The sequence below is a fragment of the Streptomyces roseochromogenus subsp. oscitans DS 12.976 genome (genome assembly GCF_000497445.1).
GTDB classification, from domain to species: Bacteria; Actinomycetota; Actinomycetes; order Streptomycetales; family Streptomycetaceae; genus Streptomyces; species Streptomyces oscitans.
Map to the genome: position 1 here is coordinate 5632659 of NZ_CM002285.1, position 26242 is coordinate 5658900.

Sequence of the window (26242 nt, forward strand, 5' to 3'; positions counted from 1 at the left end):
AATTTTCGTGGAACGCCGGGCTTCAGGTGCTCTCGCAGCAGGTCCGAAAGGCGCAGGCCCAGCCTCGTTAGCCGGTGCACGCCATAGGTTCGAATCCTGCCCGGTGCCCACGGAACAACCATGCCCCGCCCCCTCGTGCGTCAGAGCCGGTGAGCAGTACGACCCTCGACCATGTGCTGGCCTAGGAGAACGACAACTGCTCCGGTCCCTCTTCGCTGATGTCTTTTGCTGTGAACATTTGCGCGTCAGGGACATCGCGATGGGTGCGCAGCCACCAAGCGAACTGCCAGTTCCGGCATGTGCGGTGCAGTCGCGAATTCCGCATCGGTGCATCGCGGGGGATGGAGTGCTCGCCCCAGCCCATGATGGGACGAGCGTTAGTGAGGTGCACGCCAAGGCCGCGGACGAGGGCGTCACCTGCCCAGGTCTCGCCGGGGGCATACTCGAACGCGAGGTGAGCGTTCCGCGACCAGTCCCATGGGATTGGCAGCGCACACAGGTACCAGGCGGCGGGTGGATTGGCCGCCGACAGGCGAAGCGTCTGACGGCGCAGTTTGGTGTCGACACGGTGCCGGTCGCACTCGCCGAAGGTCTTCAAGCAATGCTGGGTCAGATCGAGTGCACGGACGCCGGCCAGCCACATGATGTGGTACCTGTCGCGAGCCTCTATGCCTACACGGACCTCCTCTGAGTCCGCCCCCGGATTCATTCCACTACTCCTCTAGATGTGAATTCCTCTCCTTGATCAATTCTATCAGGATTTCTGAAATACCCTCGTGCTTGTTGTGTCGAAAGTCGTTAGGGTAGGGCATGTTGAATTCTTCCGAGAAAGCCCTTTCGTATTCTTCGGTGGGCAACGCCAAGGGGCGCCCGCACACGGCCTTGACCGTGGCCCGTGAGGTGTCGCTGATCTCCACCTCCTCGAAATAGCGTGACAGCAGCCCGCGGAGGGACTCCGGCGTGTGGTAGCGGATCCGCTGCCACTTGCCGCGCACAAACCGCATGTCCACGTTCTCGCTGTCGAGAAACGACAGACGTGTGGAGTCACGGCTGATGGAGTGCTCGGAGTTCTCGTACGCCAACTCGCGCTCCAGATTCCGGGTGCCGATGCACACACGCCCGTCCGCAGCGCACAGCGCGTTCACGGTGACCAGCACCCAGTGCTGGTAATCGAGGCTGGTCGTGGCGTTGATGACGGAGTCCAGGACCACGACCTCATACAGGCCGTTCTTGCGCAGTTCCCTCTCGATGGAGCGGAGTTGGCCGACGACTGCGCGGATGTCCACGGCGTACTTCCCCTTCAGGGTGCGGTACGGCTCGTAGTCGTGGATCTTGTAGCCCTTGGAGCGCAGGTGCTGGGCGTAGTCACCGTGGCCGGCGCCGAAGTCCACTACTCGGTGGGATGTGGTCAGCGAGGGCAGCACGAGACGCTCCCAGACCTCGGATTTGTAGCGGACCTTGTCCGCCTTCGCCTTCGAGGAGTGCTCGCGCAGACGGTTGGGCTGGACGATGTGCTGATTCCACACCGGTGCCTGCTCTTCGAGGCCGGACCAGTCGTACACGCCGTACTCGCCGGTGAGATCCTCCACGAGCTGGCCGGCGTCGAAGGAGGCGACGGTCCAGGCGAGGACGTCGAAGCGTTGGGACTTGGCGACAGCCGCGTACTCGGCGTTCAGCACGATGCGGCCCTGGTCGTCGATCACCACGGAGCCCCAGGGGCCGTGCGCGGCGGTCATGAAGCCGATCGCCTGCTGGAAGGGAAGGTTCTTGGAATCCTCGACCTGGATGGTCTGCCACGGGATCCAGCACCACTGGCCGATGGGCCCGGGCTCCGCGTACACGACGGACGATTCGGTTTCGACTCGGTTGTGGAGGAGGTTGAACTTGATCTCGTCCTGGAGGCGGACCTTCTGCGGGAGGATCATTGCCGGGGTCGTCGTCTGCCCGATGGCCTTCAGGCCCTTGGTCCTCTGGTGGCCCGCGACCAGGGTGCCGTCGGCGTTCAGGATGACTGGCTTGACCACACCGTGGCGGCGCAGCGACGCCTGGAGCCGGGTGAAGGACTCCTCCGACAGCCGTCGCGGGTTGTAGTCCGCAGGCCTGAGCTTGCTCAGCGGGTACGCGGGGTCGAAGCGGACGTCGAGGCTCATGCCGCAGCCCCTTTTTCGGCACGATGCTCGTCGTTGAGGACGTGCCAGCCGAAGCCCATGTCGGTGTCGTGCTCGCCGACGAACTCCTTGTACAACGCGTCGAGCAGCTCGACCTCAGCCTGCGTGATCCGCACGCGGGTGGTGGACCACTGCAAGTAGCCCCACTGGAGGTAGTCCACCGTCGCCGCGGCACCCGTGTCAGCGCCGTCGGTGGGCAACTCGATGGGCGTCGGCAGCGCCGTCTCGTCAAGGAGCTGGTCGAGCTGGTCCTGGTCGTAGCCGGTGCCCTGAAGGTCGGGGAGCTCGGTGAGGATGTCCGCGAGGAGCACGCTGTCGTAGCCAGCCAGGTCGCTGGTGCGGTTGTCGACGATGACGATCTTGGCCGCTGCGTCGTCGTCGACGTCGAGCCAGGTGACAGCGATGTCAGTCCAGCCGAGCTGCTGGGCGGCCTTGAACGTGTGGTTGCCGGCGAGGATCTCGTTCGGGCGGCCGGTCATGGTTCCGCGGTTGACGACGATCGGCCGGTACTGCCCGTTGACGGACAGGGATTCGCAGATGGCGTCGAGATCACCCGTCCGCGGGTTGCGGTGGTACAGGTTGAGCTTGCCGATCGGGACGGCCAGATTCGCGAGGGAGGCGGGGATGCGGGTTGCGGCAGTGGACACGAGACTCCAGCCCCACGCCCACCGTCGAGCCTAAGCGATCACCCGCGAGGCGCTGTCAACCGAGGGCGACTCCGGATCGGGGTGCAGATCTGTCCTCGTGCCCGACGTGGCGCTCGCACGGTGCAAGGTCACCGGCTCGGCGAACAGAGTGCTGGCAGAAGGAACACTCTGCTCCACCGCCCTGGGGCGGAACCCGCCGACCGCTCCTCAGTGCGTCCGCACCGCCGACTGTGCTGTTGCGGGTTCGGTGGAGGCGGGTGTGCCCGTGCCTGGGCGGTAGGTGATGCCGTAGTTGCGGCTAAAGCGGTTGGCCGCAGTGACGTGGCCTCTGTGCCCCTCCAGGTAGAAGGCGTACGCGATGGAGGCAATCTGTGCTTCGGTTACGTGTAGAAGCCAGCGATTGGACTCCTTGCGGAATTGGGCCTTCCGGACGGCTTCGTCTAGCCCTGTGGCTGGGGGATGCTGAAGGCTGCCGCCGAGCGAGAGGAAGAGACGCAACATCGTCATCTCGGAAGGAAGTAGGCCGACTTCCTTGCGACCGGGCTCGGGTTCTGGCGAGGGTGGCTGCTGTGACGGTGGACGCGTCCGTGCCTCGGTATACAGCAGGATATCGAGGCCTTCGCTGCTTGGCCGGGCTGCCCAGACGACGGGCCTCCCTGCGTATGCGGACAACTCGGCCCGCTCACTGGGGTCCGCCCACTCGGCCAGACCGGTGGCCACGAGCTGCTCGACGCTGTGGCGGCTCAGCCCCAGGGTCTCGGTCACCCACCCGTGAGGCGAAGCGCGATGCGCTGTGCGGAGCGCCTCCAGGAGTACGTACTGATGGTCCTTGGTGCGTCCCATCCGCCCCTGCCTCTCGGCATCGTTTCCACCAGGTCGCGGCCGTACCGGCTGTGGTGGACACGGTAGTGCAGCCCACCCACTACGGCGGCCGGCTCCGGCCAACAGCCGTAGTTGTTGGGTATGCCTTCCGCCCGTCGTCTAACGTCCCCAGCTGATCAGTGCCTCAGACTTCCCGGCGGTCGTGCCGGTCAGGGTTTGCTGAGTCAGTTCGTGTTGCCGATGACGCTGCGGGCTGCGAGGCGGAAGTCCTTGACCGCTTGGTAGAGGATTCGTTCTCGTTCATCAGCAAGGGCGGTGTCCTCGGCTTTGCGGGTGGTGTCTCCCGTGCGCGCGTCCTCGGCCATCCGCCGCATGATGTGGGAGAGGTCGCTGGAGGCGTGGGTGACTCGCTCGGCGACTTCCACGAGGGCAGCCGGTCCTTCGAGGATGACGACTTCAGCAGCGCGATGGACCTCACGGGCCAGGGCGATGAAGCGGCGTATCTTCTCGTCGACGTCGGGCAGGTCGGGGGCGTCGGAACGCAGCGCGTCGAAGATGGCGTCCATGGCAATGTCGCGGTCGTGGAGGGCGCTGAGGTAGCTGGCGTATGCGTCCCGGCGGTGCTGACGGCGCCACTGATCATGTTGTGCCCGTGCCTGTACCCGGCCGCTCACGATTGCGGCACCAAGAGTGGTGGCAGAGCCGACAGCGGCGCCAAGCAGCGCGGCAAGTCCTGCGTCCATGGGCTCAGTCTGCCGTTGTTGTCGTTCATCGAGTGCGCCGGGGCTTCGTCCCGGTGCCAGGCCGGGGCGACGCGGCGGAAGAGTACAGGCCCGCCCGGTCAGGCGCTCTGCCTCCAGGCTTGCCGTACGGCCTGGAGGGCGCGAGAGGCGTCGTTCCGGCTGCTGAAGCCGTGGACGCTCATCTGCGGATCCCTAGGGCTTTGGCCGGTGCGTGTGTAGCCGTGCCAGCGGCCGCATCCGTAGCAGTCGGGCGTCGGCAGGCAGGGGAAGACGTCACCGACCCATTCGTGATGGTCTGTGTAGGCGGCGTACCCGTGCAGATGGCGCTCGTAGGTGAAGACGCTCTCGCTCACTATTTCGTGTCGTCCTCCGTGATATCGGCCTGCTTCCAGCGTCAGGCCCGAAGCCGTCGGTAGGCGGCCTGTATGGCCTCGATGTAGCGGTGGAACTCCTCGGTGAGGTTGGTCCGGTTGCCGCCGCTCATGTCGTTGTTCGTGAAGAACGCGGCTCGCTGTGCCCTGGAGAGTTCCAGTTGGACGCCGCGCCCGGCCAGGTTGCGGTTGCAGATGTTCTTGGGGCTGCTCCCGGCCCTCTCCGGCGTCGCTTCGGCGACCGGGAAGCCGGCGTGCTGCAGGGACGCGGTGATCCAGTAGGAGAAGTCGTGGTCGAGGCCGCCGACTTCGGTGATCTTGTCGCCGCTGCTGAACCCGTGCCAGGAGACCGTTCGCGCCATGCCGCTTTGCAGGTCGACGCACTGAGGTTCATCGAAGTGGGTCGAGGTGACGTGCAACGTTCGGTTGGCGCCCGTCTTGATGCCCTTGAACGAGTAGTAGTTGTCCGTAGTGCCCGCGCATGCGAGTGCCGCTTCTGTCGTGCCGGCCTCAATGTGGCCGCCGTGAATCGCGATGTGCGCGAGATCGGAGCCGGGGACGCGGCGGCATTCGCGCGTCCAGTGCAGGCCCTCGTCCTCATGGGCGGCAAGGTCAGCGAAGTTGCTGTACGTGTCGGAAGCGGTCGGGGCGGCGTTGTGTATGGAGCCGGTTGTCACAGTGCGAGGTCTTCGAGTTCGAGGGGATCAGGACGGTGCGCCGAGCCGCCCGACGATGGTCGGTGGGCAATGCGCGGCGGAGAGCAGTCAGGGCTGGGCGGCTTCTGCCTGCGCGTCGTCACCAGCTGGTGTCTCGGTGGCGCCGATGTAGCAGGCGTAGAGCTCTGCGGTGCCGTCGCCGACGCTGCGCGCTGTGGCGTCGAAGGCGCCTGCGGGCCGGAACGCGGCGTGCATGCCGGTGCGGATGCGGTAGCCCAGGTTCGTGGCCCGGTTCAGGTTGGCGAGCGTTTCGATGTGCGCCCACTCGCCGGGCCGATCACGCAGTGCCTGGGCGGTGTCGTGCGCCTCCTGGCTGCGTTTCTGGCTGGGGAGGGGTTGGAAGCGGGCGTGCATCAGGAGGCTCCGGCGGTTGGACGGGCGGTTTCGGCGAGGTCTCTGATCTGGGCGGCCAGGCGCCATTGGTCGTCGGTGAGGTGCTCGCACAGTTCGTTGGCGAGGTGGGCGATCCCCTTGAGGGCCTTCCCGGCGGTTAGGTCCGGTGTGGCTTCGGGGGGTGTGACCGGCTCGCGGGACGGGGTGGCGGATGTGGTGGGCGCCGCCGGTTCGGCTGCGCGAGCAGGAGTGGTCACGGTGATGTGCCAGGGGTCAGCGGTTGTTGCAGCGGCAGGTGTTGGTGATGACGTTGAACCAGCTGTCGCAGGAGTTGCACCAGATGGATCCGGGTGCGGGCGGTACCTCGGAGGGGCGGAGGTCGGCGTTAAGCACGGTGAGCGGGGTCTCCTTGTCAGAAGTGTTCGGGGAGTTGGGCTCTGGGGCCGTTGGGAGCGAGAACGGTGACGATGAGGTCGAGGTCCTTGGGCCGCCACAGGGCGGTTTCGAAGCCGCAGGCCGCCAGGTGACGGAGCCAGTCGCGTTGCTCGGGGCGTAGACGCCCGGTGTTGGACTTGAACTCGGCGAAGATCGTCCGCCTGGTCTTCGGGTGCCCGTACACCTCGTCGGGCCAGCCGGCGTCACTGCGCTGCGAGTTGTGGGTGTGGTAGGCGAGGGTCCAGCCCCGGAGTGCGGCGATCTTGCGGACGTGGCGACGGAACTGCTCCTCGGTCACGCGGCGCTCCGGCGCGGGCGCGGGGCGGTGGCTTCGAGGAGAGCGGCGTAGTGCGCGGCGGCGTCCGAGTCTGGCTTGGGCTGCTGCCGCACGGGGACGGGCGGTACCCGGGGGCGGCGCTGCTGCTCCTTGAGGAGTTCGGGCAGGGGGCGCCGGGTCTGCTCCTGGAGGAGTTCATCGAGGGTGCGGCCGTACCGCTCCAGGATGAGGGCCTCGTACAGGGCGTTTTCGTTTCGAGTGCTTGTGGCAGGCATTGGGGCGTCTCTCCATGGGGTGGCCGGGACCCGCGGGGGTGTGCGGGTCCCGGCCGGAGGGGTGGCTCGTATCGGACGAGCCGTTCCGGGCGGGCGGGGCGCGGGGGGTCGCTGCCCGTCCGGAGGTCGGGTGGGTGGTCGGGCCGTGCCAGGGCTTGACCTCGATCAAGAACCTAACACGAAGATGTGCACTGACCTATTTCTGGTCAGTCGGCGAGGGCCAGTTCGTCGGGGTCGTAGGGGAGGGGCTTGGCCGCGCCGGGCCACAGAACCATGACCTGCCGTTGGCCGGTGAAAGGGTCGGTCGCGTGACCGGTCACCTGCCCGAAGAGGCGGAGCATGCCCTTCGGGACAGGCTTGGCGAGAGTGACTTCGGCATGCTCTTCGAAGAAGTCCATCACGATTCCTTACTGTTCACGGGGCTGTGGCGGCGACGGTGTCCAGCCCGCGGCCCCACTCGGCGGTGATGGGCTCGTCGAAGACGAACCCGGAGCCCGGGCCTTCAAGTTCTGTGGCCCGCCAGTCCGCACTGCCACCGGCGGTGGGGCGCTCGAAGTGCTGAGTGGCACCGTCGGGCAGGGTGATGGCCAGCCGGACGATCCCGGGCGGCGCGCTGGCGCGGGTGACCCGTTGTCCGGTGCGCAGGGCTTCCGCCGTGAGGGTGTCTCCGAAAGTCATCGCAATCTCCAGTTGAGTATCGGCCTATTTTTGGTCAGCAGAGAACGGCAAAGCCCTCACAGGTCCAGCAGGTCTCGCCGGTCTTCGGGCTCGTCCCGTCGGTGCAGCCGGGGCATGGCGTGCGGCGCCCAGCCCCGTAACAGGCGTCGCATTCGCGCGTCAGCTCGTACGGCCCATGGGAGAAGGTGACCGTGCCGACTCCCTCGCACTCGTCGCACTCAGGCGCAGCAACACCGAGGACGTTGATGGCGTCGACCATCGTTGGACTGGCTGGCATCGGCGCTCAGAACAGCCCGTCCTGCCCGCCAGAGTCGCCAGGTTGGGGCGGCCGGGCACGCCGCTGCGGTGCGGGCACCTGATCGCCGAAGAGCGCCTCGGTACCGAACGCGTCCGGCGCGGCCGGGATACGCCGCCGGCCCGTGGGGACGGGCAGCTCGATGGGAGCGTCGTGGTCGAACTCGGCGCGCTGCATGGCCGCCCAGTCCCTGCCTGCTGAGGCGGAGCTCACTGGGTGGCCTCCTCGCTTGCGGCCGACGTCAGGCGGCGCTGGGTTTCAAGAACGGAGTCCGCCCAGTCGTGAACGAGCGCGGTGGCCGCCCGGGCTGCCGCCTCACCGGGGGACAGATCCTCTTCGAGGGCCCGCAGGTAGCGAGCGGCAGTGACCTCCACCGAGGGAGAAGTGGTGAAGGCCCGCATGAGGCTGTCGATGTTGATGCCGTGCATGTGATGCAGGGCGTTCGCGGCGGTGCCGAGGATCATCCCGACGTCCTTGCCGAGTTGTATGGCCTGGGCACGGGTGAGGGGTGCGCTGTAGCGCATGGTGGTGCTGTCTCCCTGGGATGTGGAAGGTCGGTGCTGCGGGTGCGCGGATGATGGGGCCGCGCACCCGGCTGGAGTTGTGGTCAGGCGGCGGCAGGCTCGCGTGCCGTGTCCTGCTGACTGTCGTGTACGGCGTCGGGGTTGACCGTCACCAACTGCCTGGCTTCGGCGTGCGCCTTGGCCTGCTTGACCTGGAATCGGGCCCTGGTCAAGGACTCTGCGACCCGGTCGAGCTGCTCCAGGCGCGCTCCTACCTGGCCGTCGAGCATCTCGGCGAGCTTGATCGGTTCGGTGCGTGCGATCTCGTCGAGGAGTCCGCGGACCTGCTCGATCTTGTCGAGCGTGCTGCGAGTCTTCTTTTGCGCCGAGGCGCGCTCGCGGCGCTCCTCGTCCGTCATCTCCTCGACGATCATGAGGACGGCCTGGTCCTGCTGCTGCCTCATCGCGAAGGCGAAGTGTACGATCTCGTTGTCCGAAGCGAACTCTCCACGTGCGAACTTGGCCAGCAGCGCGCCCTGGTTGGCGTGCGACAGGGCAGCGATCTGAACGGCTGCCTGGGTGCCGATCTCGCCGGCCTCGACGTGCTTGGCGACCTCCTCACGCAGGTCCAGCAGGGCCAGGCGCAGCTTGATGTAGGTGACCGTCTTGCCGAAGTCGTCCGCGACGGACTCGACGGTGGCGCCTTCCTCTTCGTCGAGGATGCGCTGGAACCCGCGTGCCTCCTCGAACGGGGTCATGTCCGCGCGGTTGACGTTCTCGGACATGGATCGCTTGAACCGCTGGATCTCGCTCTTCTCGGAGATGATGTTGGCGCGGATCTTGGTCTTGCCGAGGATCTGGTGGGCGCGCCAGCGGCGTTCACCGGAGACGATCTCGTAGCCCCCGAGTTCGTTGTCGGGGCGGACCTCGATGGCCTGCATGAGGCCGTACTTGTCGATCGACTTGGCCAGTTCGTTGAGCGCGTCCTGGTCGAAGTACTCGCGCGGCTGGCGCGGGTTGCGGTGAACCTGGGACATCTTGAGGACGCGCTGCACTTTCGGGCTCCAAGAGGTGGTGTGAGGTGCTCTTTCCCCCTCACTTCTGTAATTATTCTACTATCAATCGGGGTGGGGTCCACTCCCGGCAGCCCCCGCCCACGTGACCTCGACCACGAACGAAACAGGCTCACTGCCTGCCGAAACGCACGGCAGCGGCCCGACGAGCTGACGACGTGGAGTTGCGTCCCTGGGAATGCGTGGACGACAAGCCGTCGCCCCTCCCCACAGCCGGTTCAGGGGCGGCGTCTGCTGCGGTCGAAGTCGCCGAGCTCCAACGCTTCCGGGGACAGGCCCTCTCTCCGCTCGCCGCTCAGCACGATGGGATCACCGCCCCGCGGCGCGAGCCGGCGTCCGCCGAGGGGACAAGGTCCGCACGTTCCCGAGTCGATGGGCCTGCTCTCGAATTTCAACCTGGTAATGCGAATGTCGCGATGAACCAATCAGCACCAGGATGGTGGCCATGAGCGAGAAGCCGATCTGGGACGAGTGGACACAGCGGATCTACCTGACCTGGCTGGTACGCGACATGCGATACGCGCAGGTCGCGCTCCTGGAGATCCGAGTGCGGGCTGGCCAGACACCCCCAGATCCGCTGATTTGGATTCCGCTTGAGACCTTCCTGATGTTCACGGCCAAGGTCTCCAAGATGCTCAAGCCCATCGGCGTGGACAAGGGTAGGCCGAAGAATGCCGGGCCGGCACAGGACGTCTACGATCGCCGCAAGCTCCGTGGAGAGCAACTGCGCGCCATCTTGGAGGTGGACGACGCGTCGCCTGTCCTTGACCGGAAGGTCCGGGATGCCAGCGAACATTTTGACGAGCGCCTCGACGCGTGGACAGGTGAGTACCCCCGAGTCACAGCCGAAGAGATGGAAACCGGTGACCTGCCGACCTTCCCTGCACCACCGATGCGGAGAGTCGACCACGGTTCTTGGATCGTCGAGGTAGCGGGCGAGACTCTCAATCTGGAGGTCATCGAGGTCGAACTGCGACGGATGCTCGCTCGGGCGATGGCACTGGAGCCGCTGAGCACAGTGGAGGATCCGGTCCTGGCAACGCTGCTGGCCGGACTTCCGCCGTTCCCGGCGGAGCTTCAGCTGCACGCGCCGACCCGTCGTTCAGACGAGGATGTGCGTTCTGGGATCGATCGACAGGCAGCGGCAGGAGGTCAGAAAGATTTCGACGAGACGATCGCACGAGCCATTGACTTTCTCACCACTGCCGAAGGCACGGATGATCCAGGGCCAGATGCACCCGAGGCCGGATGAGACACGGTCCCGACAGAGAGACCGACTTACGAGGCGAGTCATCCGCTCAAGAGCGAGACAGTTTCGCATGGACACGTCGCTAGCCCGCTATCGGGCGTAGCCCACCCTCGTGGGCTACGTCGCCGCCTTGGGCGCGGCGGCTTGATGGCCGGTCTCATCTTCCAGAGCCGTCCGGGGCCGAGGTGGGCGCCGAATCGCTTCGGCGCCCACCCGTTCACCTATCTCGTCCGCCCGTGAGGCCTCCGTCTATACGCGCTCGCCACACGCGCACAGCAGGAGGTGCGCCTGCCAGGTGGGCGGTGAAGCAGTCGCGTCGGATCGGGCAGCCCCCGCACACCCGCGCCTCATCCCTGCGGCACTCCGCCGAGTCCTGGTCTGCTCGGCGATGCTCCGTCATGCACCGAGCTGCTGACCAGGCGACCGGTGACGCCAAGGGAATGGTGGCAACTCCCAGGCCGCCCAGCATTCTGACCCGGTCGGCGTCGCGTCCCCGGCTTACGCCGGCGTGCGGCGGTTCCTTCGCCAGGGCGAGGATGCGGTCAGGGTCGATCACTCCCGCCCCCTCGGCCCGCGGCGCGGTCCGGCCGCTGTGTGCCGGACCTGAGGCGTTCGCGCGGTGCAGGTAGCCGGTGATGTTCCCCCGCAGCCTGGTCAGGGCTGCCGTTTTTACAGGTCACCGCTGTCAGTGCCCCATTCCCGCACCGCCGTCCACCGGCAGCACCGCGCCAGTGATGTATGACGCCTCCCGACTGGCGAGGAACCGTACGGCAGCCGCGATCTCCTCCGGCTGGGCTGCACGCCCCAGCGGGATCTCCTCGCACAACTCCGCCATGCGCGTCTCGGGCAGGGCTGCCGTCATGTCGGTCGCGGTGAGACCCGGTGCGATCACGTTGAAGGTGACACCGCGGGAGCCGAACTCGTGGGCGAGGGAGCGGGCGAAGCCGATCAGTCCCGCTTTGGCGGCGGCGTAGTTGGCCTGCCCCTTGTCGCCCCGCAGGGCCACGGCGGAGGAGATGAAGATCATGCGTCCGTGGCGGGCGCGCAGCATGCCGCGGCTGGCGCGTTTGGCCACCCGGTACGCCGAGGTGAGGTTCGTGTCGATGACGCTGCTGAAGTCGTCCTCCGCCATGCGTATCAGCAGGTTGTCCCTGGTGATGCCGGCGTTCGCCACGAGCACCTCGACAGGTCCGTGCTCGGCCTCGACCTGCTTGAACGCGGCATCGACCTGCTCGGAGTCGGTGACGTCGCATCGCACGCCCAGCAGGCCGGCCGGGGGCTCGCCGGAGCGGTACGTGACGGCGACCCTGTCCCCGTCCTGGGCCATGGCCTTGGCGATCGCCAGGCCGATACCCCGGTTGCCACCGGTGATGAAGACGCTGCGGCTCATTTCTGGGAAACCCCTCACTCGACGCTCGTGTGCACACCGCCCTGGCGGCAGGCCCGGGTCGGGTCCGGCGTGAGGACGGGGCCGGGCGAGGTGGCTGTTTGCTTCCTCGCAGGCGGAGGCCACCTTGCCTGTTTTCCGACCGCTTAGGTCGAACCTGTGAGTGCTGAAAGCGGCGGAACCAGGACCATCAGTGCGGGTTTCAGCGGCTGAGGCAACCCCAGATGCCCGAAATTACTCGTCTATGTCCGGCCGTGTACGACAGGGGGCTTGAAGTCGGACAAGGGTGCTACGTGCGTTAGAGTCTCCTGTGTTTTAACGTTTCTTTGCCATTGGGAGCGGTACCTCACATGGGCGACTTGCCACCGATCACGCGCATGCTCCGTGCTTGGCGTAAGGCACGCGACCGCAAGGCCGTGCCCGGCCTCACTGCCCGATACGGAGCCCGGCGCAGGAAAGGTCTCACCCAGGCTGAGGTGGCCTTTCTTGCCGGCGTGAGCGAAGGCTGGTACAGCAGGCTCGAACGCGGAGTCCCCGACGGCTACAGCGACGAGTTCCTTGACAGCCTCGTCCGCATCCTCGGCCTCGACGAGGCCCAGCGCACCCATCTCTTCCTCGAGGTCACCGGACGCGAACCGGCCCTCCGCTGCCGTCCCGACGCCAGCACCATCGACCCCGTCGTGTCCCAGATCGTCCACTGCCTTCCGTGGCCCGCCTACACCTACGACGCCCGCTGGGACATACGCGTCTTCAACGAAGCAGCCGCCCGCGACTTCCCCTGGATGATCCACGGCGTCAACGTGATGATCTGGGCCCTTACCTACCCAGAAGCCCGATTCCAGCTCATCGACTGGGAGGAAACCTGGGCCAAGCCCATGGCCTCACAACTCCGCATCGCCTGGCGCGCCCACCCTCACGACCCTCGGCTCGCCGAAGTCGTCCAGCACATCAAGGACGCCGATCCGGTGGCCGGCCGCATCCTCGAACACGACGTCACCGCCGTCACCCACCCCGACGGCGACCGGCGCCGCCTCTACCTCCCGCACCAGGACGAGGAAGTCGCGGTGGAATTCGTTGCCTTCGGCCGACTGGGCAACACCATCCGCCTCATGGTCGTGATGCCCGCCGACATCGCTCAGCACGCCAAGGACGCCATGCCCTCCACCATTGCGAGCGTGCTCGACGGCACCCTCGAAAACCCGGCTTCCGCGTAGGCGGCCGCGGCCTGCGTGAACAGCCGCTCCGGATGCGCCCACCTGCCAGCGTGGCCCGCCATCAACCGGCGGGCCGCGTCGGCCAGCGGCACACCACGTCGCGCGTACTGCGTGGCTTCTTCAGCAACGTGCGCAAGGCGGTCGCGGATCTCTGCCACCCCTCTGCGGTCCAGCAGCGGCCCGTGACCCGGCACGAACAACTCCGCGCCCGTGTCCAACAGCATCTGGCACGCCCCGATACAACCGCTCAGCGAGCCCGACCACACGACCATATGGGCTCCGGAAAACAGGGCGTCCCCGGCGAACACCACACCCTCTTCCGGTACATGCACGGCGACGTCGCCCGCACTGTGCCCCGCCCCGAGATCGATCAACTCCACGAGCACGGTGCCGACCTTGACGTCCTCACGGCCCCGGAAGGTGCGCGTAGGGCCCGTCACCTTGATGCCGGTGAAGTCGAAGTGCGCGAAGTGCCGGGCAACGTATGCGCCAGCCGCATCCGGCCCGCCCGACCGGGCCAGCAGCGTCAACTGCTCGGGCCCCATCTCGTGACACAAGCCGGCGGCGCCTGACGCCGACGTGATGATCTCCGTCCCAGCCAGAAGCTGGTTCCCCCACGTGTGATCGCCGTTCTGGTGCGTGCACACCAGGAGGCCGATCTCCTCCCGTGGGCAGACCGCCTCCACCGCCGCGAGCAGCTCCTCCGTGGCGTGCAAGGTGAACTGGGTGTCGACGAGCAGCGCCTGCCCCCCGGACACGATGAGGCCGCTGTTGCTGTACCCCCAGTCCGTGCGGTCGTGCAGCCACGCCCAACTCGACGCGGACAGAGGGCGAAGGCCAGGAGTCGGCACGAGCGGTAGGTCCTTGTGTCGTTGGGTCACGGATCACATCAAGCAGCGGCGGGCTCGCGCCAATCGATCGCGACGCGCGCACGGGGATCGTTGCCGCCCTCACCCCGCGGTGAGACGCGCACGTGGACGATCTCCAGCAAGACCAAGCCGCGCTTTGCGTCAAGCGAGGCGGTGCGCCACCAGGCCACCAGGTCATGCACATCCCCGACCGGAAGATCCGTCATCAACTCCAGGTGCTTCAGACGCACCCGAGCGTCGCGGAGGTCCTTCTCCGTGGCCTTCTTCGCCTCGACGAACGCTGTCTCCACCATCAGGCCACGCTTGTACAGATCCTTCAGGCCGGCGAACCGCTCGTCGCCGCCCGCGATGTGCTCCCTCAGGCGGCCGACCTCCGCCTCGATGTCCCGCAGCAGTGCCTCCAGCCGCTCACGAGCACCGGGCTTGAGAAGCTCGGCGAGAACGTACTCGGCCACAGTGTCCTCAAGACGGTCCGCGTTGATCCTCGTCTTGCCGCAGCCATCGCACTTGTACGACGGCGGAGCATCCGCATGGGCGCGGCTGCCGATCATCGCCGTCGAACACTCGCCGCACACCGCGCAGCCACCAGTCAGCATGTACTCGTACGCGTCACGAGGCTTGGCCCGCTGCTCATCCCGCTCGGCATGCGTCTCCTGCACACGCCGGAAGATCTCTGGCTCCAGCACCCGCTGGCCCCAGCCCTCGATCGGCTCGCCGGCCTTGTCCAGGCCGGCAATCTTCGGGTTTACGGACCACCGATGGAAGACCTCACGCCGCCACTCGTTACCGCGCGGCGTAGTGATGCCCTGCTTGTTCAGGAAGGTGGCTGCATCGGCGTCACTGCGTGTCTCCAGGAAGAGATCAACGGCCTCGCGCAGCTTCGGGGCTTCCCCGGGATGCGTCACCCCATCCCGCACATAGCCCGACAACCGTCCCACGCCGCTGACTCCATCCATTGGCCCGGCGACCGCTCACTTAGCGATCGCGTAGGTCTTCCATAGGCCAATGTATATCGACGGGATCACTGCCTATGTGCAGGAGAGCAGGTGACCAGCCGGTAACTACGGGATCTTTGCAGGTGACGCCCTTCACGGAGTCGCTAGATGTGGCATAGGCCATGTCGACCACCACTCGGCGGATCAAGCCCCTAGTGGCCAAAGAGCCTGCATCGCTGCTTGGGGAGCGGTGTCGACCCCCTCTTGGGGCCTTGATCGCGCCGTATAGGTGGGTGCACATCTCAATAAGCCAAGCCCAGCGCCTCCCACAGGCTTGCCGTCGACACCTTCCTCGTCGACCCCAGCGAGATCGTCCGCGCAGGGAACTCCTCCCGCTTGATCAACTCATACGCCTTGTCCGGTCCGATACCGAGCGCCTTCGCCGCCGTCGCCACACTCACCGCAGCCGGCAGCGCCAGCACTTCCTCCACCGACATCCCGCCACGCGAGCCAGAAGTCTCACGCTCCGTAGTCGCAATCACAGATGAGGACAAAGGTGGTCACATCCCTCTTCCCCGCGCCACCTGGCAGGAAGCATACGGTGACCAAGGAAGCGTCTCCTTGACTACAGCAAGATCAGGACACGTAAGGAACAACCCAGCACATTCTTGGGGGAACCACGTGTTCAAAGGCAGCACCTACAAGCGATGCGCCTGCAAGGAGCCCGTACTCGACGCATCCGGACAGCCCGAACTCGACAGCAAGGGCCAGCCCAAGCTTCGCCAGCTCGGGTCCAACTGCCCCCTCCTCAAGAAGCGCGACCACGGCTCCTGGTACTACTACGTCAAGCTCCCCGACGGCCCCCGCGGCGAACGCCGACGCCCCCGCAAGGGCGGCTTCCTCACGCAGAAGAAGGCCGAGGAAGCAGCACAGAAGATCTGGGACGAGGCCCAAGGTGGCGTCGACGTCGAATCCAAGGAGACCGTCAGCGAGTACCTACACCGCTGGCTCAAGAAGCGCGTGGACCTCAAGCGCAGCACCCGCGACGACTACGAGGCCATCCTCACCGGCGTCTTCATCCCCGCTCTCGGCCACCTGCGCATGCGCGAACTCCGCGACCGCCAGATCCAGGAAGTCTTTCAAGAGATATGGGACTCCAACGAGGTCAAGCGCGCCAACCGCATCGCCGCCCAGCAGGCCAAGACGATCTGCGAGACCGCCTACAAGACCTGGAAAACCGCCCCCAAGCCCAAGCCGCCCGAGCTCCGCCAGGCCTGGCACCAGGCACGCCAAGCCCTCAAGGAAGCACGCACAAAACCCCGCCAGGACACCGGCCCCGGCAGGCAACTGAAGATCCTCAACACCCTCTCCAAAGCCCTGGACGACGCCGTCGCCGAAAAGCTCATCACCGAGAACTGGGCCAAACTCGTCACCATCCCCAAGTACGACAAGCCCGACCCGCTCGTCTGGACCGACGAGCGCGTAGCCCGCTGGCGCGAAACCGACGAAAAACCCGGCCCCGTCATGGTGTGGACCCCACAGCAGACCGGCGAGTTCCTCGACGCCGCCGTCGCACACCCCCTGTACATCATGTGGCACCTCATGGTCTTCCGCGCACCCCGCCGCGGCGAAGCAACAGGCCTGCCCTGGACCGAAGTCGACATGACCAAGGGCACCGCCAACATCGTCGAAACCCTCGTCACCAACTCCGCCTACGAAGTCTGGGAAGACACCCCCAAGAGCCGCGCCAGCAGACGCTCCGTCACCTTCGACCACGCCACCTTCGCCCTCCTCACCGCCTGGCGCGACGTGCAGAAAGCCCAACGCGAAGAATGGGAAGCCAAACACCGCGCCGAACCCGACAAGTACGGCCCCTACGTGAACAGCGGCTGCGTATTCACCCAAGCCGACGGAACCCCCTGGCACCCCGACAACGTCTCCCAAGCCTTCGAACGCTTCATCAAACGCCTCGGCCTGCCACCCATCCGCCTCCACGACCTACGCCACTGCGCAGCATCCCTCAGCCTCGCCGCCGGCCTCTCCATGAAGGCCATCCAAGCCCTCCTCGGCCACGCCTCCTACTCGCTCACCGCCGACACCTACACCTCACTCATGCCGCAGTTCGAGCAAGAAGCCGCCAACGCACCCGTCAGCCTCGTTCCCCGGCAGAACTCACCCGAGAAGCCCACCGACCCCGACCGAGACAACAAGACGGAACCGACACCCTCGAACACACCCCAGGCAACGCCCCAACTCACCCTCGTTCACGGCGGAACCGCCAACGAGGCGGCAGCCTGAACCAGGAAGGCCCCGAAAGCGGGCACCTTCGGGGCCTTGCTCTTGAGCGGCGCGCTCTGCCGCGCTGGCCGATCAGACCATCCGGACAGCCACGGCCCGGATCGCTGCACCACTCGGCAGACGCCGTTGGCGAATCAGCAGCGGGGCTCCGTCCCAACGACCTCAGGGTCGGGACGGAGCCTCTCTGCATGCTCCTTCACTGTTACGCCCGCCGAACGACGTTCTCCGCCTGCGGTCCCTTCGGTCCCTGCGTCACCGCGTACTCGACCCTGTCACCCTCGTACAGCTCCTTGAACCCGGTGGACTGGATGGCCGAGAAGTGGACGAACACATCCGGTCCGCCGTCATCCTGCTGGATGAACCCGAATCCCTTATCAGCGTTGAACCACTTCACTACGCCTGCTGCCATCGGTACGAGTCTCTCCCTCGCCGCTGCACGAGCGACACGCAAGGCCAAGGCAGCCCGCTGCTGCCCGCTTCACCCTTGAATACCCCTCGTGGAGTCGATCTCCAAGCATCGGCAGGCGGCAAGTCGCCATCAGCGTCCTCGGCATCAAGATCGACCAACCTCAAGAGGTATGCCGGCAGTCCCTCACAACGCCGTTGAGCTGCCTACGGGCCGAGCAACCGGCTGTCCCAGCCTCTCGGAGCCGCGGACTACCGATCGGTCTCCTCCCACAGCTCCCCGCGGGGACCCTGTTCCGTGTGGTGCGAACGTGGGCCACCGCATCTGAAGCGCCAACGCCTGCCACCCCGACGCACTTACTCCAGATGCGATACCGAAGCGATCTCCACCACGGACAGGTGATCCAGCGTGGTAATCGCGCAGGAGGGAACGCCCTGTTCCATGAGTTCGATCGGCACCGCTTGGTCACCGATCAAGGTGCGCAACAGGTCCACCGTGGCGCCGCCGTGTGTCACGACGGCAATCGGGCCCGGTTCTTGGGCCAGGTCGGCCAGACAGGCTCGCATCCGCTCGGCGGTAGCGCGGGAGGAGCCACCAGAAGAAGGGACAAAATCGCGGTCCCTCACCGAAGCTGCCCAGTCCGCCTGGAACTCTTCGATGCGCTGGGACTCGTCCCAGTTCATCCGCTCGCGCAGGCGGGCGTCCTCTTCAACCTGCAGTCCGGTCCGTGAGGCAATCATCTGCGCGGTCTCGCGAGCGCGCCGCAAGGGGCTGCTGAACAGCGCCCGCACACCAACCTGCCGTACCCACTCGGCCGTCTTGGCGGCCTGTCGTTGCCCCAGCTCAGTCAGGCCCGGATCACCAGGCTCACGCTTCTTCTCCGCGTGCTGCACCAGGTAGATGACCGTCATGCTCGTAGCGTGGCGGATCCATGGGGCGCCATCCACCGAAATACCGGCCGTCGAAGATCACCTTGACCGACGACTCCAGCCGAAGGACAGCACTCTCTGACGGCGCGTCCCCACCCTGTCCCCACCGCAACGAAACAGCCCCCTGGAAGACCGTTTCCAGGGGGCTGTTGAATGCGTTGACGCAGGTCAGAGAGCTGCGACGGAGATGGATCAAAGGTGAGTCTCACGCTTTAGGAGAGCGGTGCTCTATCCCCTGAGCTACGAAGGCGGGGCCTTGCGGGGAGCGTGGCTGGATACTCGGGGTGAGTATGCGGCTGCGCTCGGCAAGGGAGGGACCGTCGGTGGGACGGTCCCTGACAGGGTAGCGGATGGGGAGGGGTGGTGGGTGGTCAGGAGGAGAAGGTGAACAGGTCGCCCGTGTCCTCCAGGGCGTGGATCACGGCGGCCGCGCTGCGGAGCAGGCTTTCGTCCTCGTGGACGAAGTACGCCGCGCCCCAGGAGAAGGAGGAGAGCGCGTCGGTCGGTGCGGGCGTGCCGAAGGCCGGCAGGGACGTCACGCTGTGGAAACCCGGCAGCCGGCGCAGGCGGTTGAGGCCCGGGACCGCGCTCAGGCGGCCGTAGGCGCCCTGCGGCGGGCGGAGGTCGATTCGGATCAGGGCGCGCGGGCGGGTGAAGTCCCGCCTCAGGCGTTGCTCGAAGCGGTCCGGGTGCAGCAGGCTCTCGGCCAGCAGGTGGGCCCGGGTGAAGCCGAAGGCGGCGAAGTAGGGGTCGTCCGAGCCGCGCGGGCCGTCGAGGCCGGACCGTATCCGCACCACCTCGGGTCCGTCGGGGCCGAGCCGCAGTTCCGTCACGGCGGCGCCCTCGCGGATGCCGAGCGCGTCCAGGCAGTCCGGTACGACGGTGAGGAACCGCCGCTCCGGCTCGCTCAGCCCGGCCAGGCTCTCGCTGTGCCGGCGCCGTATCACGCCGTCCGCGACCGTCTCGTGGTGTCGCTGGACCTCCGCCACCAGGTGGCGTCCTGCCGAGCTGACGGTGTGCACCTGGTAGGTGTCGTCCCCCGGAGATGTGTGCAGGAGCGCCGCCGTCGGGGCGAGCGCTCGCAGCGCCGTGAGCGCGTGTCCGGTCTGTTCGGCGTCCTGCACCTCGACGGCTACGCCCGCGTCCGCGGCGGAGTCCGGCCGGAGTACGGCGGGCCACGTGTCCCAGGCCGCGGGCAGGGTCGGTCCGGGCTCCGACGACGTGTCCGTGGTCAGCGACGTCCCCTGCACCGTCGGTATGCCGGCCGCCCGTAGCGTCCGTCCCATCTGGGCCAGGTCGCGGCGTGCCACGGCCTGCCGCGGATCCTGTTGCGGCAGGCCGAGTTCCGCTGCCAGGCGCTCCGCGTACTCCGTGCCGAAGCGGCTGGCGGCTACCACCGACGCCGGCTTCCGCTGCACCGCCGCGGCCGCCGCGCCGCCCGTCGCCCGCCCGGGACCGTCGGTGTACAGGGGCATCCAGTCGGCGCCCAGCTCCTTGAAGGCGCGGGCCAGATCGGCGCCGCTGAAGACGGGATCGACCAGTACGAACATGAGCAGCACACCTCGTTTGCGGTCGGCAGCGAAGAAGCTCGGGCGCGGTCAGGGAGGTCGTCAGCCCGTGCCGCTCCAGCAGAACAGATGGCTGGGCCGGGCCGGAAACGGCCGGGCGGCCTGCTTGTCCGGCACTTGAACGTCCCTTCACCCGGCCGTCCCTTCACTCGACCGCCCGTTCACTCGACCGCCCCTTCACGTGAGTGTCCCTTCACGTGAATGTCAGCCGAACGTCCCTCGGGGGGCGGTCCATCGCCGAGCCTCCCGCTGGGGCAGCCAGCCCCTGTCTTCCCAACTCCGCCTCGGCATCCCTGCCTTCACACCTCCGCCGGTACGGTCGCCGGCGCCACCCCGGACTGCTCGGTCGTCGTCCGGGTGCCGTTCCGGGTGTCCGCCCCGCGCAGGCCCAGAGCCACCGCGGCGACGCCCAGGAGGCCGAAGGCCACGGGGACGGCGAAGGCCGTGCGGGGGCCCGCCGTGGCGACCGCCTGGCCGGCCAGGGCCGCGCCGAGGGCGATGCCGAAGCCCAGGCCGGTGCTGGACCAGGTCATCCCCTCGGTCACCTGCTCGCGCGGCACCGTCGCCTCGATCAGGCCCAGTGCGGTCGCCAGGGTCGGCGCGCAGGCGCCGCCCGCGACGAACAGCACCACGCCCAGGACCAGCAGGCCGTTCGTCATCAGGAGCGGCAGCATGGTCAGCGTCATGAGCGCCGCCCCCACCACTACCCGCTGCCGTAGCGTGCCCGGCGGACGCAGGCCGCCGTACACCAGGCCCGCCACCGCGCTGCCCACGGCGTAGACCGCCAGCACGGGGCTGGCCAGTTCCTTGTGGCCGAGGTTCGCCGCGAAGGCCATGGTGACCACCTCGACGGAGGCGAAGATCGCGCCGATCGCCAGGAAGGTGAGGACGAGGGCCGGCATACCGGGGAAGCGCAGTGCGCTGCCGCGCCGCTCGGTGGGGGCCCGCGGGGTGCGCGGCGGTTCCGTCGCCGTCTGCCGGGCCAGCAGCCAGCAGCCGAGCAGCAGCAGCGCGGCGGCCGTGAACAGCGCGCTCTGCGGGGCGACGGTGGTGGCCAGGCCGATCGCGAGCACGGGCCCGATGGTGAAGACGACCTCGTCCACCACCGACTCCAGCGAGTAGGCCGGATGCAGGTCGTCCGTACCGCCGAGCAGCGCGGCCCAGCGGGCGCGGACCATCGACCCCGCGTTGGGGATGACGCCCGCGCCGGCCGCCGCCACGAACAGCGTCCAACTCGGCGCGCCCAGCGCGGAGCAGAGGGCGAGCAGGGCCAGCGCGGCACTGCCCGCCACGGCGGCGGGCAGCAGCACCCGCCGCTGCCCGTGCCGGTCCACGGCGCGGGCCAGACGCGGACCGACGACGGCGTAACTGATGGCCTGGGTGGCCGTCACCGCCCCGGCCAGGGCGTAGGCGCTGGGCCGCTGGGCCAGCATGGCGACGATCGCGAAGCGGGTCATGGCCACGCCCAGACGGGCCGTCAGGCCCGCCGAGCTGAAGGCCAGGGCCCCGGGATGCGAGAAGATCCGGCGGTACGCGGTCAGCATGCCGATCACCCCACCCCGGCCGGCGTGGGGGCGGGCGCGGGCGCGTCCACCACGTCGGCCTCGATTCCGGCGGCACCGTCGTACGCGCTGCCCAGGTCCTCCAGTACGCAGTCGTACTCCCTCTGCGTCCGCAGGATCGCCCGTTCGACCGCCTCCGCGCTCGGGCCGCGGTAGCGGAAGCGGCCCAGGATGAAGCGGTAGCCGCCCTTGCCGTCGAACTCGTGGCCGGGGGCGGGCAGTTCCTCGGCGTACAGGCCCGGTACCGCGCCGGCCATCGAGGGCCGGGAGACGAGTCGCTTGCCGCGCGGTTCGGGGACGAGGAGGAAGCCGCCGTGCTCGGTGTCGGGGCGGCCGGCCGGGGGGAGGGTCGTGGGGGGCTCGCCCAGTTCCAGGCGGATCCAGTCGCCGATCAGGTCCACGCCGTAGACGTCCTGGAAGACCCAGGGGATCTCGCCGCCGCCGAACCGCGCCCCGACCTCCAGGAAGACCGGGCCGGTCGCGGTCTGGATCAGCTCGAAGTGGAAGGCACCCCGGTCCAGTCCGAGGGCGCGCAGGCAGGCCTCGGTGAAGGCGAGCAGTGCGTCGGCCTCGGGGCCGGTCCGGACGACGGAGCCGAGCGGGCGGCCCTGGGAGAAGCCGTAGCAGGTGTCCATGTAACGCGAGGCACGGCCGAAGATCATGCGGTTGTCCGCCATCAGGCCGTCCAGGTGCCAGACCGGGCCCTGGACGAACTCCTCGATCTCGTAGTCGCCCAGATCGGTCTCGTGCAGCACGGCGGCCAGGTCCTCCTCCGGCCGGACCACGAAGGTGCCGACGCTGGCCGCACCCGTGCGGGGCTTGACCACCACCGGGCCGCCCAGTTCCGCGCGGAACGCCTCCGCCTCCGCGACGGAGCCGATCTCCCGGAACCTGGGCACGCGCAGGCCGGCCTCGGCGACCCTGGCCTTCATCCGGGTCTTGTCCCGGAAGAGCAGGACGTCCTCGGTGCCCGGTCCGGGTATGCCGAGCCGCTCGCGGATCGTGGCGCCGGTCAGCAGGTCGAACTCGGAGAGCGCCAGCAGCTTGTCGAAGGGGCCGCAGGCCTGGTGGGCGGCCTCGGCGGCGGCGATCACCGGTCCGGGGTCGGCCAGGTCGGGCACCACCTGGATGTGCTCGGCCGAGGCGGGGATGCGCGGCACATGCCTGGGCACGGTCACATAGCTGACCTGGTGCCGCTCGTGGTCGATGCGCGAGGCGTAGTCGCTCTGGTGGTCGTCGTCCCAGCGGTTGACGATCAGGATCTTCATGGTGGTCCTTCTCCTTGCGGGGGACAGGCGGCTCAGACCGCGCAGGCGGTGATGGTGACGGGCGCGCCGGCGGCGGCGTAGTCGGGGAGGGCGAGGTAGGCGGGGACGGCGGCCGCCGCGGGGACCGCGTGGCGCACGGCCTCGCGGACGTAACGGTCGACCTGCGCGATGCGCCGCTCCAGCTCCGCCCGGCTCGGCGCGGCCAGTGCGATGTGCCCGACCCGGCTGTGCAGATCGACGGCCGGCCGCAGAACCGCGCCCGCCGCCGCCGTGACCTCGGCCTCGATGCAGCCCTCGACCTTCAGCAGCCGGGAGAGCAGCCCGTCCGGGTCCTCGAAGACGGCCTCCTCCTCGACGCTGAAGAAGCGCACTCCGGCCGCTCCCTGCGGCACTTCGCGGGCCGGCCGGGCCGGCTGGGGCAGGCCGGCGAAGGACCGTACCGCCAGCTCCCACATGTCCGCGCCCCACACCGCCTGGACCAGCCAGGGGATCCGGTCCCCGCCCAGCCGGGCGCCGACCTCCATGACGTACGGCCCGGCCGGGGTCAGCCGTGCTTCCAGGTGGAAGCAGCCGACCGTGATACCCAGGGCGCGGACCGCCCGCCGCGCGGTGTCCGCCAGTCGCGCCCGGTCGGCGGGGGAGACCGGCGCGTCCACCGCGTGCCCGACCTCCACGAACGTCGGTTCCGGCCCCAACTGCTTCTCGGTGACGGCCAGGATGTGGACGCGCAGTCCGTCGCCGGTGTCCTGGACATAGCCCTCGACGCTGTACTCGGGGCCCTGGACATAGCTCTCGGCCAGCAGGCTCGGGCCGAGCAGCTTGCCGTAGTCCTCGATCGGGTTGGCCCGCACCTCGGCGAAGTAGTCGGCGAGTTCTGCGGCGCCGTCCACGCGGCGCACGTACTGGCTGCCGGAGCCGTCGACCGGCTTCAGCACCGCCGGTGTGCCCACGTCGGCCAGTACGGCGACCGGGTCGGCATCGGTGCCGACCAGGCGGTTGCGGGCCACCAGGACGCCGGCCGCGGCCAGCACCTCCTTCATCCGTTTCTTGTCGCGCAGCGCCCCGACCACCTCCGGGGCCAGGCCGGGCAGGCCGAGGTCCCGGGCCAGATGGGCGCAGGTGTCCACGGCGTACTCGTAGCCCGGCACCACGGCGACCAGGTCGGTGCGGGCGGCCAGCTCCCGGCTCGCCCGGAGCACGGTCGGCAGGTCGCGGATCTCGACGCGGGTGTAGTCGGCCCAGCCGGAGTGCACGGCCGCGCGCACCTGTGCGGGCAGCTCGGCCACGGGCTTGCGGTCGAACACGTGCGGCCGGAGGCCGAGGCGGCGGGCGGCGTCGACCAGGCCGATCCCGGAGGAGTTCGGCTCGACGATCAGGGCTGTCTGGTGGGTGCTGCGGGCGGACATGGCGCTCCTCGGGCAGTCAGGGCCGGCAGGGCAGTCACGACGAAAGGGAAGGCAAGACATCTCGAGTAGCTCTGATGTCTTGGCGATGTCATCTTAAGCATCTAAGATGACAGATGTGAAGGGCCGTCGTACACCGAGGTGATGAGGAACCATGACCACGACACTGATCATTGGCGGGGCCGCCGGAGCGGCGACCGGGTACGTGCACGACATCTGCGCGCGAGCCCTGGCCCAACTCCGCGCCCGGGGCGGCCGGATCGTGCTGACGGACCTCCCGGAGAACCTGGCCGCCGCCCCCGAGCTGACCCAACTGGCCGACGACATCGTCGAGTTGGACTTCACCGACGCCGAGGCCTGTGTGGCCTGGGCGACCGCCCACGCCGAACGGCACCGCGTCGACGCGGTGCTGGCCTTCCGTGAGTACGCGGTCGTCGCCGCCGCGGAGGTCGCGGCCGCGCTCGGCCTCCCGGGCAACCCGCCCGAGGCGGTACGGACGGTGCGCCTGAAGGATGTCTGCCGCGAACGCCTGCGCGAACTGGGCTTCCGTCAGCCGCAGTTGCGGCTGTGCCGGAGCGCTGAGGAGGCGGCGGACTTCCACCGCGAGGTGGGCGGCACCGTGATCATCAAGCCGCGCAGCGGTTCGAGCAGCGAGGGCGTGCAGCAGGTCGAGGACCCGCGGCGGATGGCGGCGGCGTTCGCGGCTTCCTGCGACGCGGAGGGCGTCGCGCTGGTGGAGACCTTCGTCGGCGGCCCCGAGTTCAGCGTCGAGGGGCTGATCACCGGCGGGCGGCCGCGGGTGCTCGCGGTGACCGCGAAGCAGGTGCTGCCGGTGTCCTTCGTGGAGTGCGGCCATACGATGCCGGCGCCCATCGGCCCCGAGGCGACGGAGGCGATCACCGCGGAGGTCGTCGGCGCGCTGGCCGCGCTGGGTCTGCGGTACGGCCCGTTCCACGTCGAGTGCTGGCTGACCGGAGAGGGCGTGGTCCTCGGCGAGCTGCATGTGCGCCAGGGCGGCGACTGGATCCACGCGATGACGGAGTGGGTCAATCCCGGTCTGGAGCTCTACGGCTCCTGGTACGACGACCTGCTCGGCCGCCCCGTCACCCTGCCCGAGGCGCCCACGCGCGGTGCGGCGGCACGCTTCGTCACGCTCCCCTCCGGCACGGTCTCATCCGTCACCGGCTGGTCCGGCATCGCCTCCCACCCCGACGTCCGCACCGCCGACCTCGCCGTCGCCCCCGGCGCCACGCTCCACCCCACCACCTCCAACCTCGAACGCCACGGCGTCTTCGTCGTCGGCACGCCCGACCCGTCGGACGCGGGCCCGCTGGCCGACAAGCTCCTGGCGGGGCTGGAGGTACGGGTGGTGCCGACGGGCGGATGAGCAGCCGGCCGTCCCGTACCCGGCCGGTCCCGTACCTGGTCCCGTACCGGGTCGGTCCCGTACCTGGTCCCGTACCAGGTTGGTCCCGCACCTGGTGCGACGCCGTACCCCTACCCCTCGGTCCCGCACCTGGTACGACGCCGTACGGCAATGCGCTCAATCCCGTACCGAGTACGACGCCGTACGGCAATGCGCACGGGACCCCGCGGGAACGGTCCGGCGGGAGCGAGGGGAGAGTCGGCGGTCGGGGAGAGGGCGGGGCGGGGCGGCGGACTGGGGGCAGGACGCGGCGGGCGCGGACGCGGTCGGGCCGAGACAGGCGAGCCTGACCAGGGACGGGATGCGAAAGCCCGCCCCGGTGCCGCCGTCCAGCATCAGATGGGCGTCCAGGAACCGTTCGATCAGCGCCTCCGTCCGCTCGGGCGCGAGGT

The 26242-nt window shown here is 68.3% G+C and carries 31 protein-coding genes; 4 read left to right on the plus strand and 27 right to left on the minus strand.

From position 1 onward, the window contains the following. Nucleotides 1–181: 181 nt before the first annotated feature. The 16 genes from M878_RS74035 to M878_RS92405 form a co-directional block, all read right to left on the minus strand. Nucleotides 182–643 carry a hypothetical protein gene (locus M878_RS74035; protein ID WP_158692765.1) on the minus strand — a complete coding sequence of 154 codons (462 nt, stop codon included), beginning with the start codon at nt 641–643 and terminating at the stop codon, nt 182–184. A gap of 70 nt (nt 644–713) precedes the next feature. After that, nucleotides 714–2150, minus strand: coding sequence for a methyltransferase domain-containing protein (locus M878_RS74040; RefSeq protein WP_023549792.1), 1437 nt, complete (start codon nt 2148–2150; stop codon nt 714–716). Next, nucleotides 2147–2815 (minus strand): ParB/RepB/Spo0J family partition protein, encoded by a 669-nt coding sequence (locus tag M878_RS92395; RefSeq protein WP_023549793.1) that lies wholly within the window; start codon nt 2813–2815, stop codon nt 2147–2149. The genes M878_RS74040 and M878_RS92395 overlap by 4 nt, the downstream gene beginning before the upstream one ends. 207 nt (nt 2816–3022) lie before the next feature. Beyond that, entirely contained in the window at nt 3023–3580 is a 558-nt protein-coding gene (locus M878_RS96630) for a DUF6417 family protein (protein ID WP_158692766.1), read from the minus strand. Nucleotides 3581–3861: 281 nt separating this feature from the next. Beyond that, nucleotides 3862–4380, minus strand: a complete 519-nt coding sequence (locus tag M878_RS48760) for a hypothetical protein (protein ID WP_031225656.1) — start codon at nt 4378–4380, stop codon at nt 3862–3864. A gap of 98 nt (nt 4381–4478) precedes the next feature. Continuing rightward, on the minus strand, nt 4479–4733 hold the full coding sequence (locus M878_RS74045; protein ID WP_023549796.1) for a hypothetical protein: 255 nt from the start codon (nt 4731–4733) through the stop codon (nt 4479–4481). A 41-nt stretch (nt 4734–4774) separates the two neighbouring features. Next, nucleotides 4775–5428, minus strand: a complete 654-nt coding sequence (locus M878_RS74050; protein WP_023549797.1) for a poly-gamma-glutamate hydrolase family protein — start codon at nt 5426–5428, stop codon at nt 4775–4777. A gap of 87 nt (nt 5429–5515) precedes the next feature. Next, nucleotides 5516–5821 carry a hypothetical protein gene (locus M878_RS74055; RefSeq protein WP_023549798.1) on the minus strand — a complete coding sequence of 102 codons (306 nt, stop codon included), beginning with the start codon at nt 5819–5821 and terminating at the stop codon, nt 5516–5518. After that, nucleotides 5821–6057: a hypothetical protein gene (locus M878_RS74060; protein WP_023549799.1), complete on the minus strand. Its 237-nt coding sequence runs from the start codon at nt 6055–6057 to the stop codon at nt 5821–5823. Before M878_RS74060 ends, M878_RS74055 begins: the two co-directional genes overlap by 1 nt. Before the next feature lie 155 nt (nt 6058–6212). Further along, nucleotides 6213–6533, minus strand: coding sequence for a VRR-NUC domain-containing protein (locus M878_RS74065; RefSeq protein WP_023549801.1), 321 nt, complete (start codon nt 6531–6533; stop codon nt 6213–6215). Next, nucleotides 6530–6787 (minus strand): hypothetical protein, encoded by a 258-nt coding sequence (locus M878_RS74070; protein WP_023549802.1) that lies wholly within the window; start codon nt 6785–6787, stop codon nt 6530–6532. The genes M878_RS74065 and M878_RS74070 overlap by 4 nt, the downstream gene beginning before the upstream one ends. 206 nt (nt 6788–6993) lie before the next feature. Then, complete coding sequence (locus M878_RS74075; RefSeq protein ID WP_023549803.1) at nt 6994–7185, minus strand: hypothetical protein; 192 nt, start codon at nt 7183–7185, stop codon at nt 6994–6996. A 16-nt stretch (nt 7186–7201) separates the two neighbouring features. Then, nucleotides 7202–7465, minus strand: coding sequence for a hypothetical protein (locus M878_RS74080; protein WP_023549804.1), 264 nt, complete (start codon nt 7463–7465; stop codon nt 7202–7204). A 283-nt stretch (nt 7466–7748) separates the two neighbouring features. Then, the gene (locus tag M878_RS74085) at nt 7749–7973 is read right to left on the minus strand and encodes a hypothetical protein (RefSeq protein WP_023549805.1); all 225 of its coding nucleotides are present in this window, start codon (nt 7971–7973) and stop codon (nt 7749–7751) included. Further along, complete coding sequence (locus tag M878_RS74090; RefSeq protein ID WP_023549806.1) at nt 7970–8284, minus strand: hypothetical protein; 315 nt, start codon at nt 8282–8284, stop codon at nt 7970–7972. The genes M878_RS74085 and M878_RS74090 overlap by 4 nt, the downstream gene beginning before the upstream one ends. An 83-nt stretch (nt 8285–8367) precedes the next feature. Next, entirely contained in the window at nt 8368–9318 is a 951-nt protein-coding gene (locus M878_RS92405) for a ParB/RepB/Spo0J family partition protein (protein WP_023549807.1), read from the minus strand. Between the two features lie 463 nt (nt 9319–9781). On the opposite strand from M878_RS92405, the gene M878_RS74095 reads away from it, so the two are divergent. Then, the gene (locus M878_RS74095; protein WP_158692767.1) at nt 9782–10588 is read left to right on the plus strand and encodes a hypothetical protein; all 807 of its coding nucleotides are present in this window, start codon (nt 9782–9784) and stop codon (nt 10586–10588) included. Between the two features lie 682 nt (nt 10589–11270). Here M878_RS74095 and M878_RS74100 read toward each other — a convergent pair. After that, the gene (locus M878_RS74100) at nt 11271–11975 is read right to left on the minus strand and encodes a beta-ketoacyl-ACP reductase (RefSeq protein WP_023549809.1); all 705 of its coding nucleotides are present in this window, start codon (nt 11973–11975) and stop codon (nt 11271–11273) included. Between the two features lie 374 nt (nt 11976–12349). On the opposite strand from M878_RS74100, the gene M878_RS74105 reads away from it, so the two are divergent. Continuing rightward, nucleotides 12350–13186 (plus strand): MmyB family transcriptional regulator, encoded by an 837-nt coding sequence (locus tag M878_RS74105; RefSeq protein ID WP_158692768.1) that lies wholly within the window; start codon nt 12350–12352, stop codon nt 13184–13186. Here M878_RS74105 and M878_RS48775 read toward each other — a convergent pair. The 3 genes from M878_RS48775 to M878_RS74115 all read right to left on the minus strand — a co-directional run bounded on the left by M878_RS48775 (nt 13108) and on the right by M878_RS74115 (nt 15487). Then, nucleotides 13108–14067, minus strand: a complete 960-nt coding sequence (locus M878_RS48775) for an MBL fold metallo-hydrolase (protein WP_078630373.1) — start codon at nt 14065–14067, stop codon at nt 13108–13110. The two genes, M878_RS74105 and M878_RS48775, sit on opposite strands and share 79 nt — an antisense overlap. Before the next feature lie 8 nt (nt 14068–14075). Next, complete coding sequence (locus M878_RS74110; RefSeq protein ID WP_158692770.1) at nt 14076–14984, minus strand: recombinase family protein; 909 nt, start codon at nt 14982–14984, stop codon at nt 14076–14078. Between the two features lie 308 nt (nt 14985–15292). Next, the gene (locus tag M878_RS74115) at nt 15293–15487 is read right to left on the minus strand and encodes a helix-turn-helix domain-containing protein (protein WP_023549813.1); all 195 of its coding nucleotides are present in this window, start codon (nt 15485–15487) and stop codon (nt 15293–15295) included. A 184-nt stretch (nt 15488–15671) separates the two neighbouring features. Between M878_RS74115 and M878_RS74120 the strand changes: the two genes are divergently transcribed. Beyond that, the gene (locus M878_RS74120; RefSeq protein WP_023549814.1) at nt 15672–17288 is read left to right on the plus strand and encodes a tyrosine-type recombinase/integrase; all 1617 of its coding nucleotides are present in this window, start codon (nt 15672–15674) and stop codon (nt 17286–17288) included. Nucleotides 17289–17490: 202 nt separating this feature from the next. On the opposite strand, the gene M878_RS74125 is transcribed toward M878_RS74120, so the two are convergent. The 6 genes from M878_RS74125 to M878_RS74150 all read right to left on the minus strand — a co-directional run bounded on the left by M878_RS74125 (nt 17491) and on the right by M878_RS74150 (nt 24427). Continuing rightward, entirely contained in the window at nt 17491–17697 is a 207-nt protein-coding gene (locus M878_RS74125; RefSeq protein ID WP_023549815.1) for a cold-shock protein, read from the minus strand. 353 nt (nt 17698–18050) lie between these two features. Then, complete coding sequence (locus M878_RS74130) at nt 18051–18605, minus strand: histidine phosphatase family protein (protein ID WP_023549816.1); 555 nt, start codon at nt 18603–18605, stop codon at nt 18051–18053. 389 nt (nt 18606–18994) lie between these two features. Next, the gene (locus tag M878_RS74135; protein WP_158692771.1) at nt 18995–20173 is read right to left on the minus strand and encodes a hypothetical protein; all 1179 of its coding nucleotides are present in this window, start codon (nt 20171–20173) and stop codon (nt 18995–18997) included. A gap of 317 nt (nt 20174–20490) precedes the next feature. Beyond that, a complete protein-coding gene (locus M878_RS74140; RefSeq protein WP_051430294.1) occupies nt 20491–21735 on the minus strand; it encodes an MFS transporter in 1245 nt (414 codons plus the stop codon). Between the two features lie 5 nt (nt 21736–21740). Beyond that, nucleotides 21741–23021 (minus strand): ATP-grasp domain-containing protein, encoded by a 1281-nt coding sequence (locus tag M878_RS74145; RefSeq protein WP_023549819.1) that lies wholly within the window; start codon nt 23019–23021, stop codon nt 21741–21743. A gap of 32 nt (nt 23022–23053) precedes the next feature. Further along, entirely contained in the window at nt 23054–24427 is a 1374-nt protein-coding gene (locus tag M878_RS74150; protein WP_023549820.1) for an ATP-grasp domain-containing protein, read from the minus strand. Between the two features lie 151 nt (nt 24428–24578). Between M878_RS74150 and M878_RS74155 the strand changes: the two genes are divergently transcribed. Further along, nucleotides 24579–25811 (plus strand): ATP-grasp domain-containing protein, encoded by a 1233-nt coding sequence (locus tag M878_RS74155; RefSeq protein ID WP_023549821.1) that lies wholly within the window; start codon nt 24579–24581, stop codon nt 25809–25811. A gap of 156 nt (nt 25812–25967) precedes the next feature. Here M878_RS74155 and M878_RS97695 read toward each other — a convergent pair. Then, the coding region (locus tag M878_RS97695) for a hypothetical protein (protein ID WP_158692772.1) at nt 25968–26242 on the minus strand (275 nt) is incomplete at its 5' end.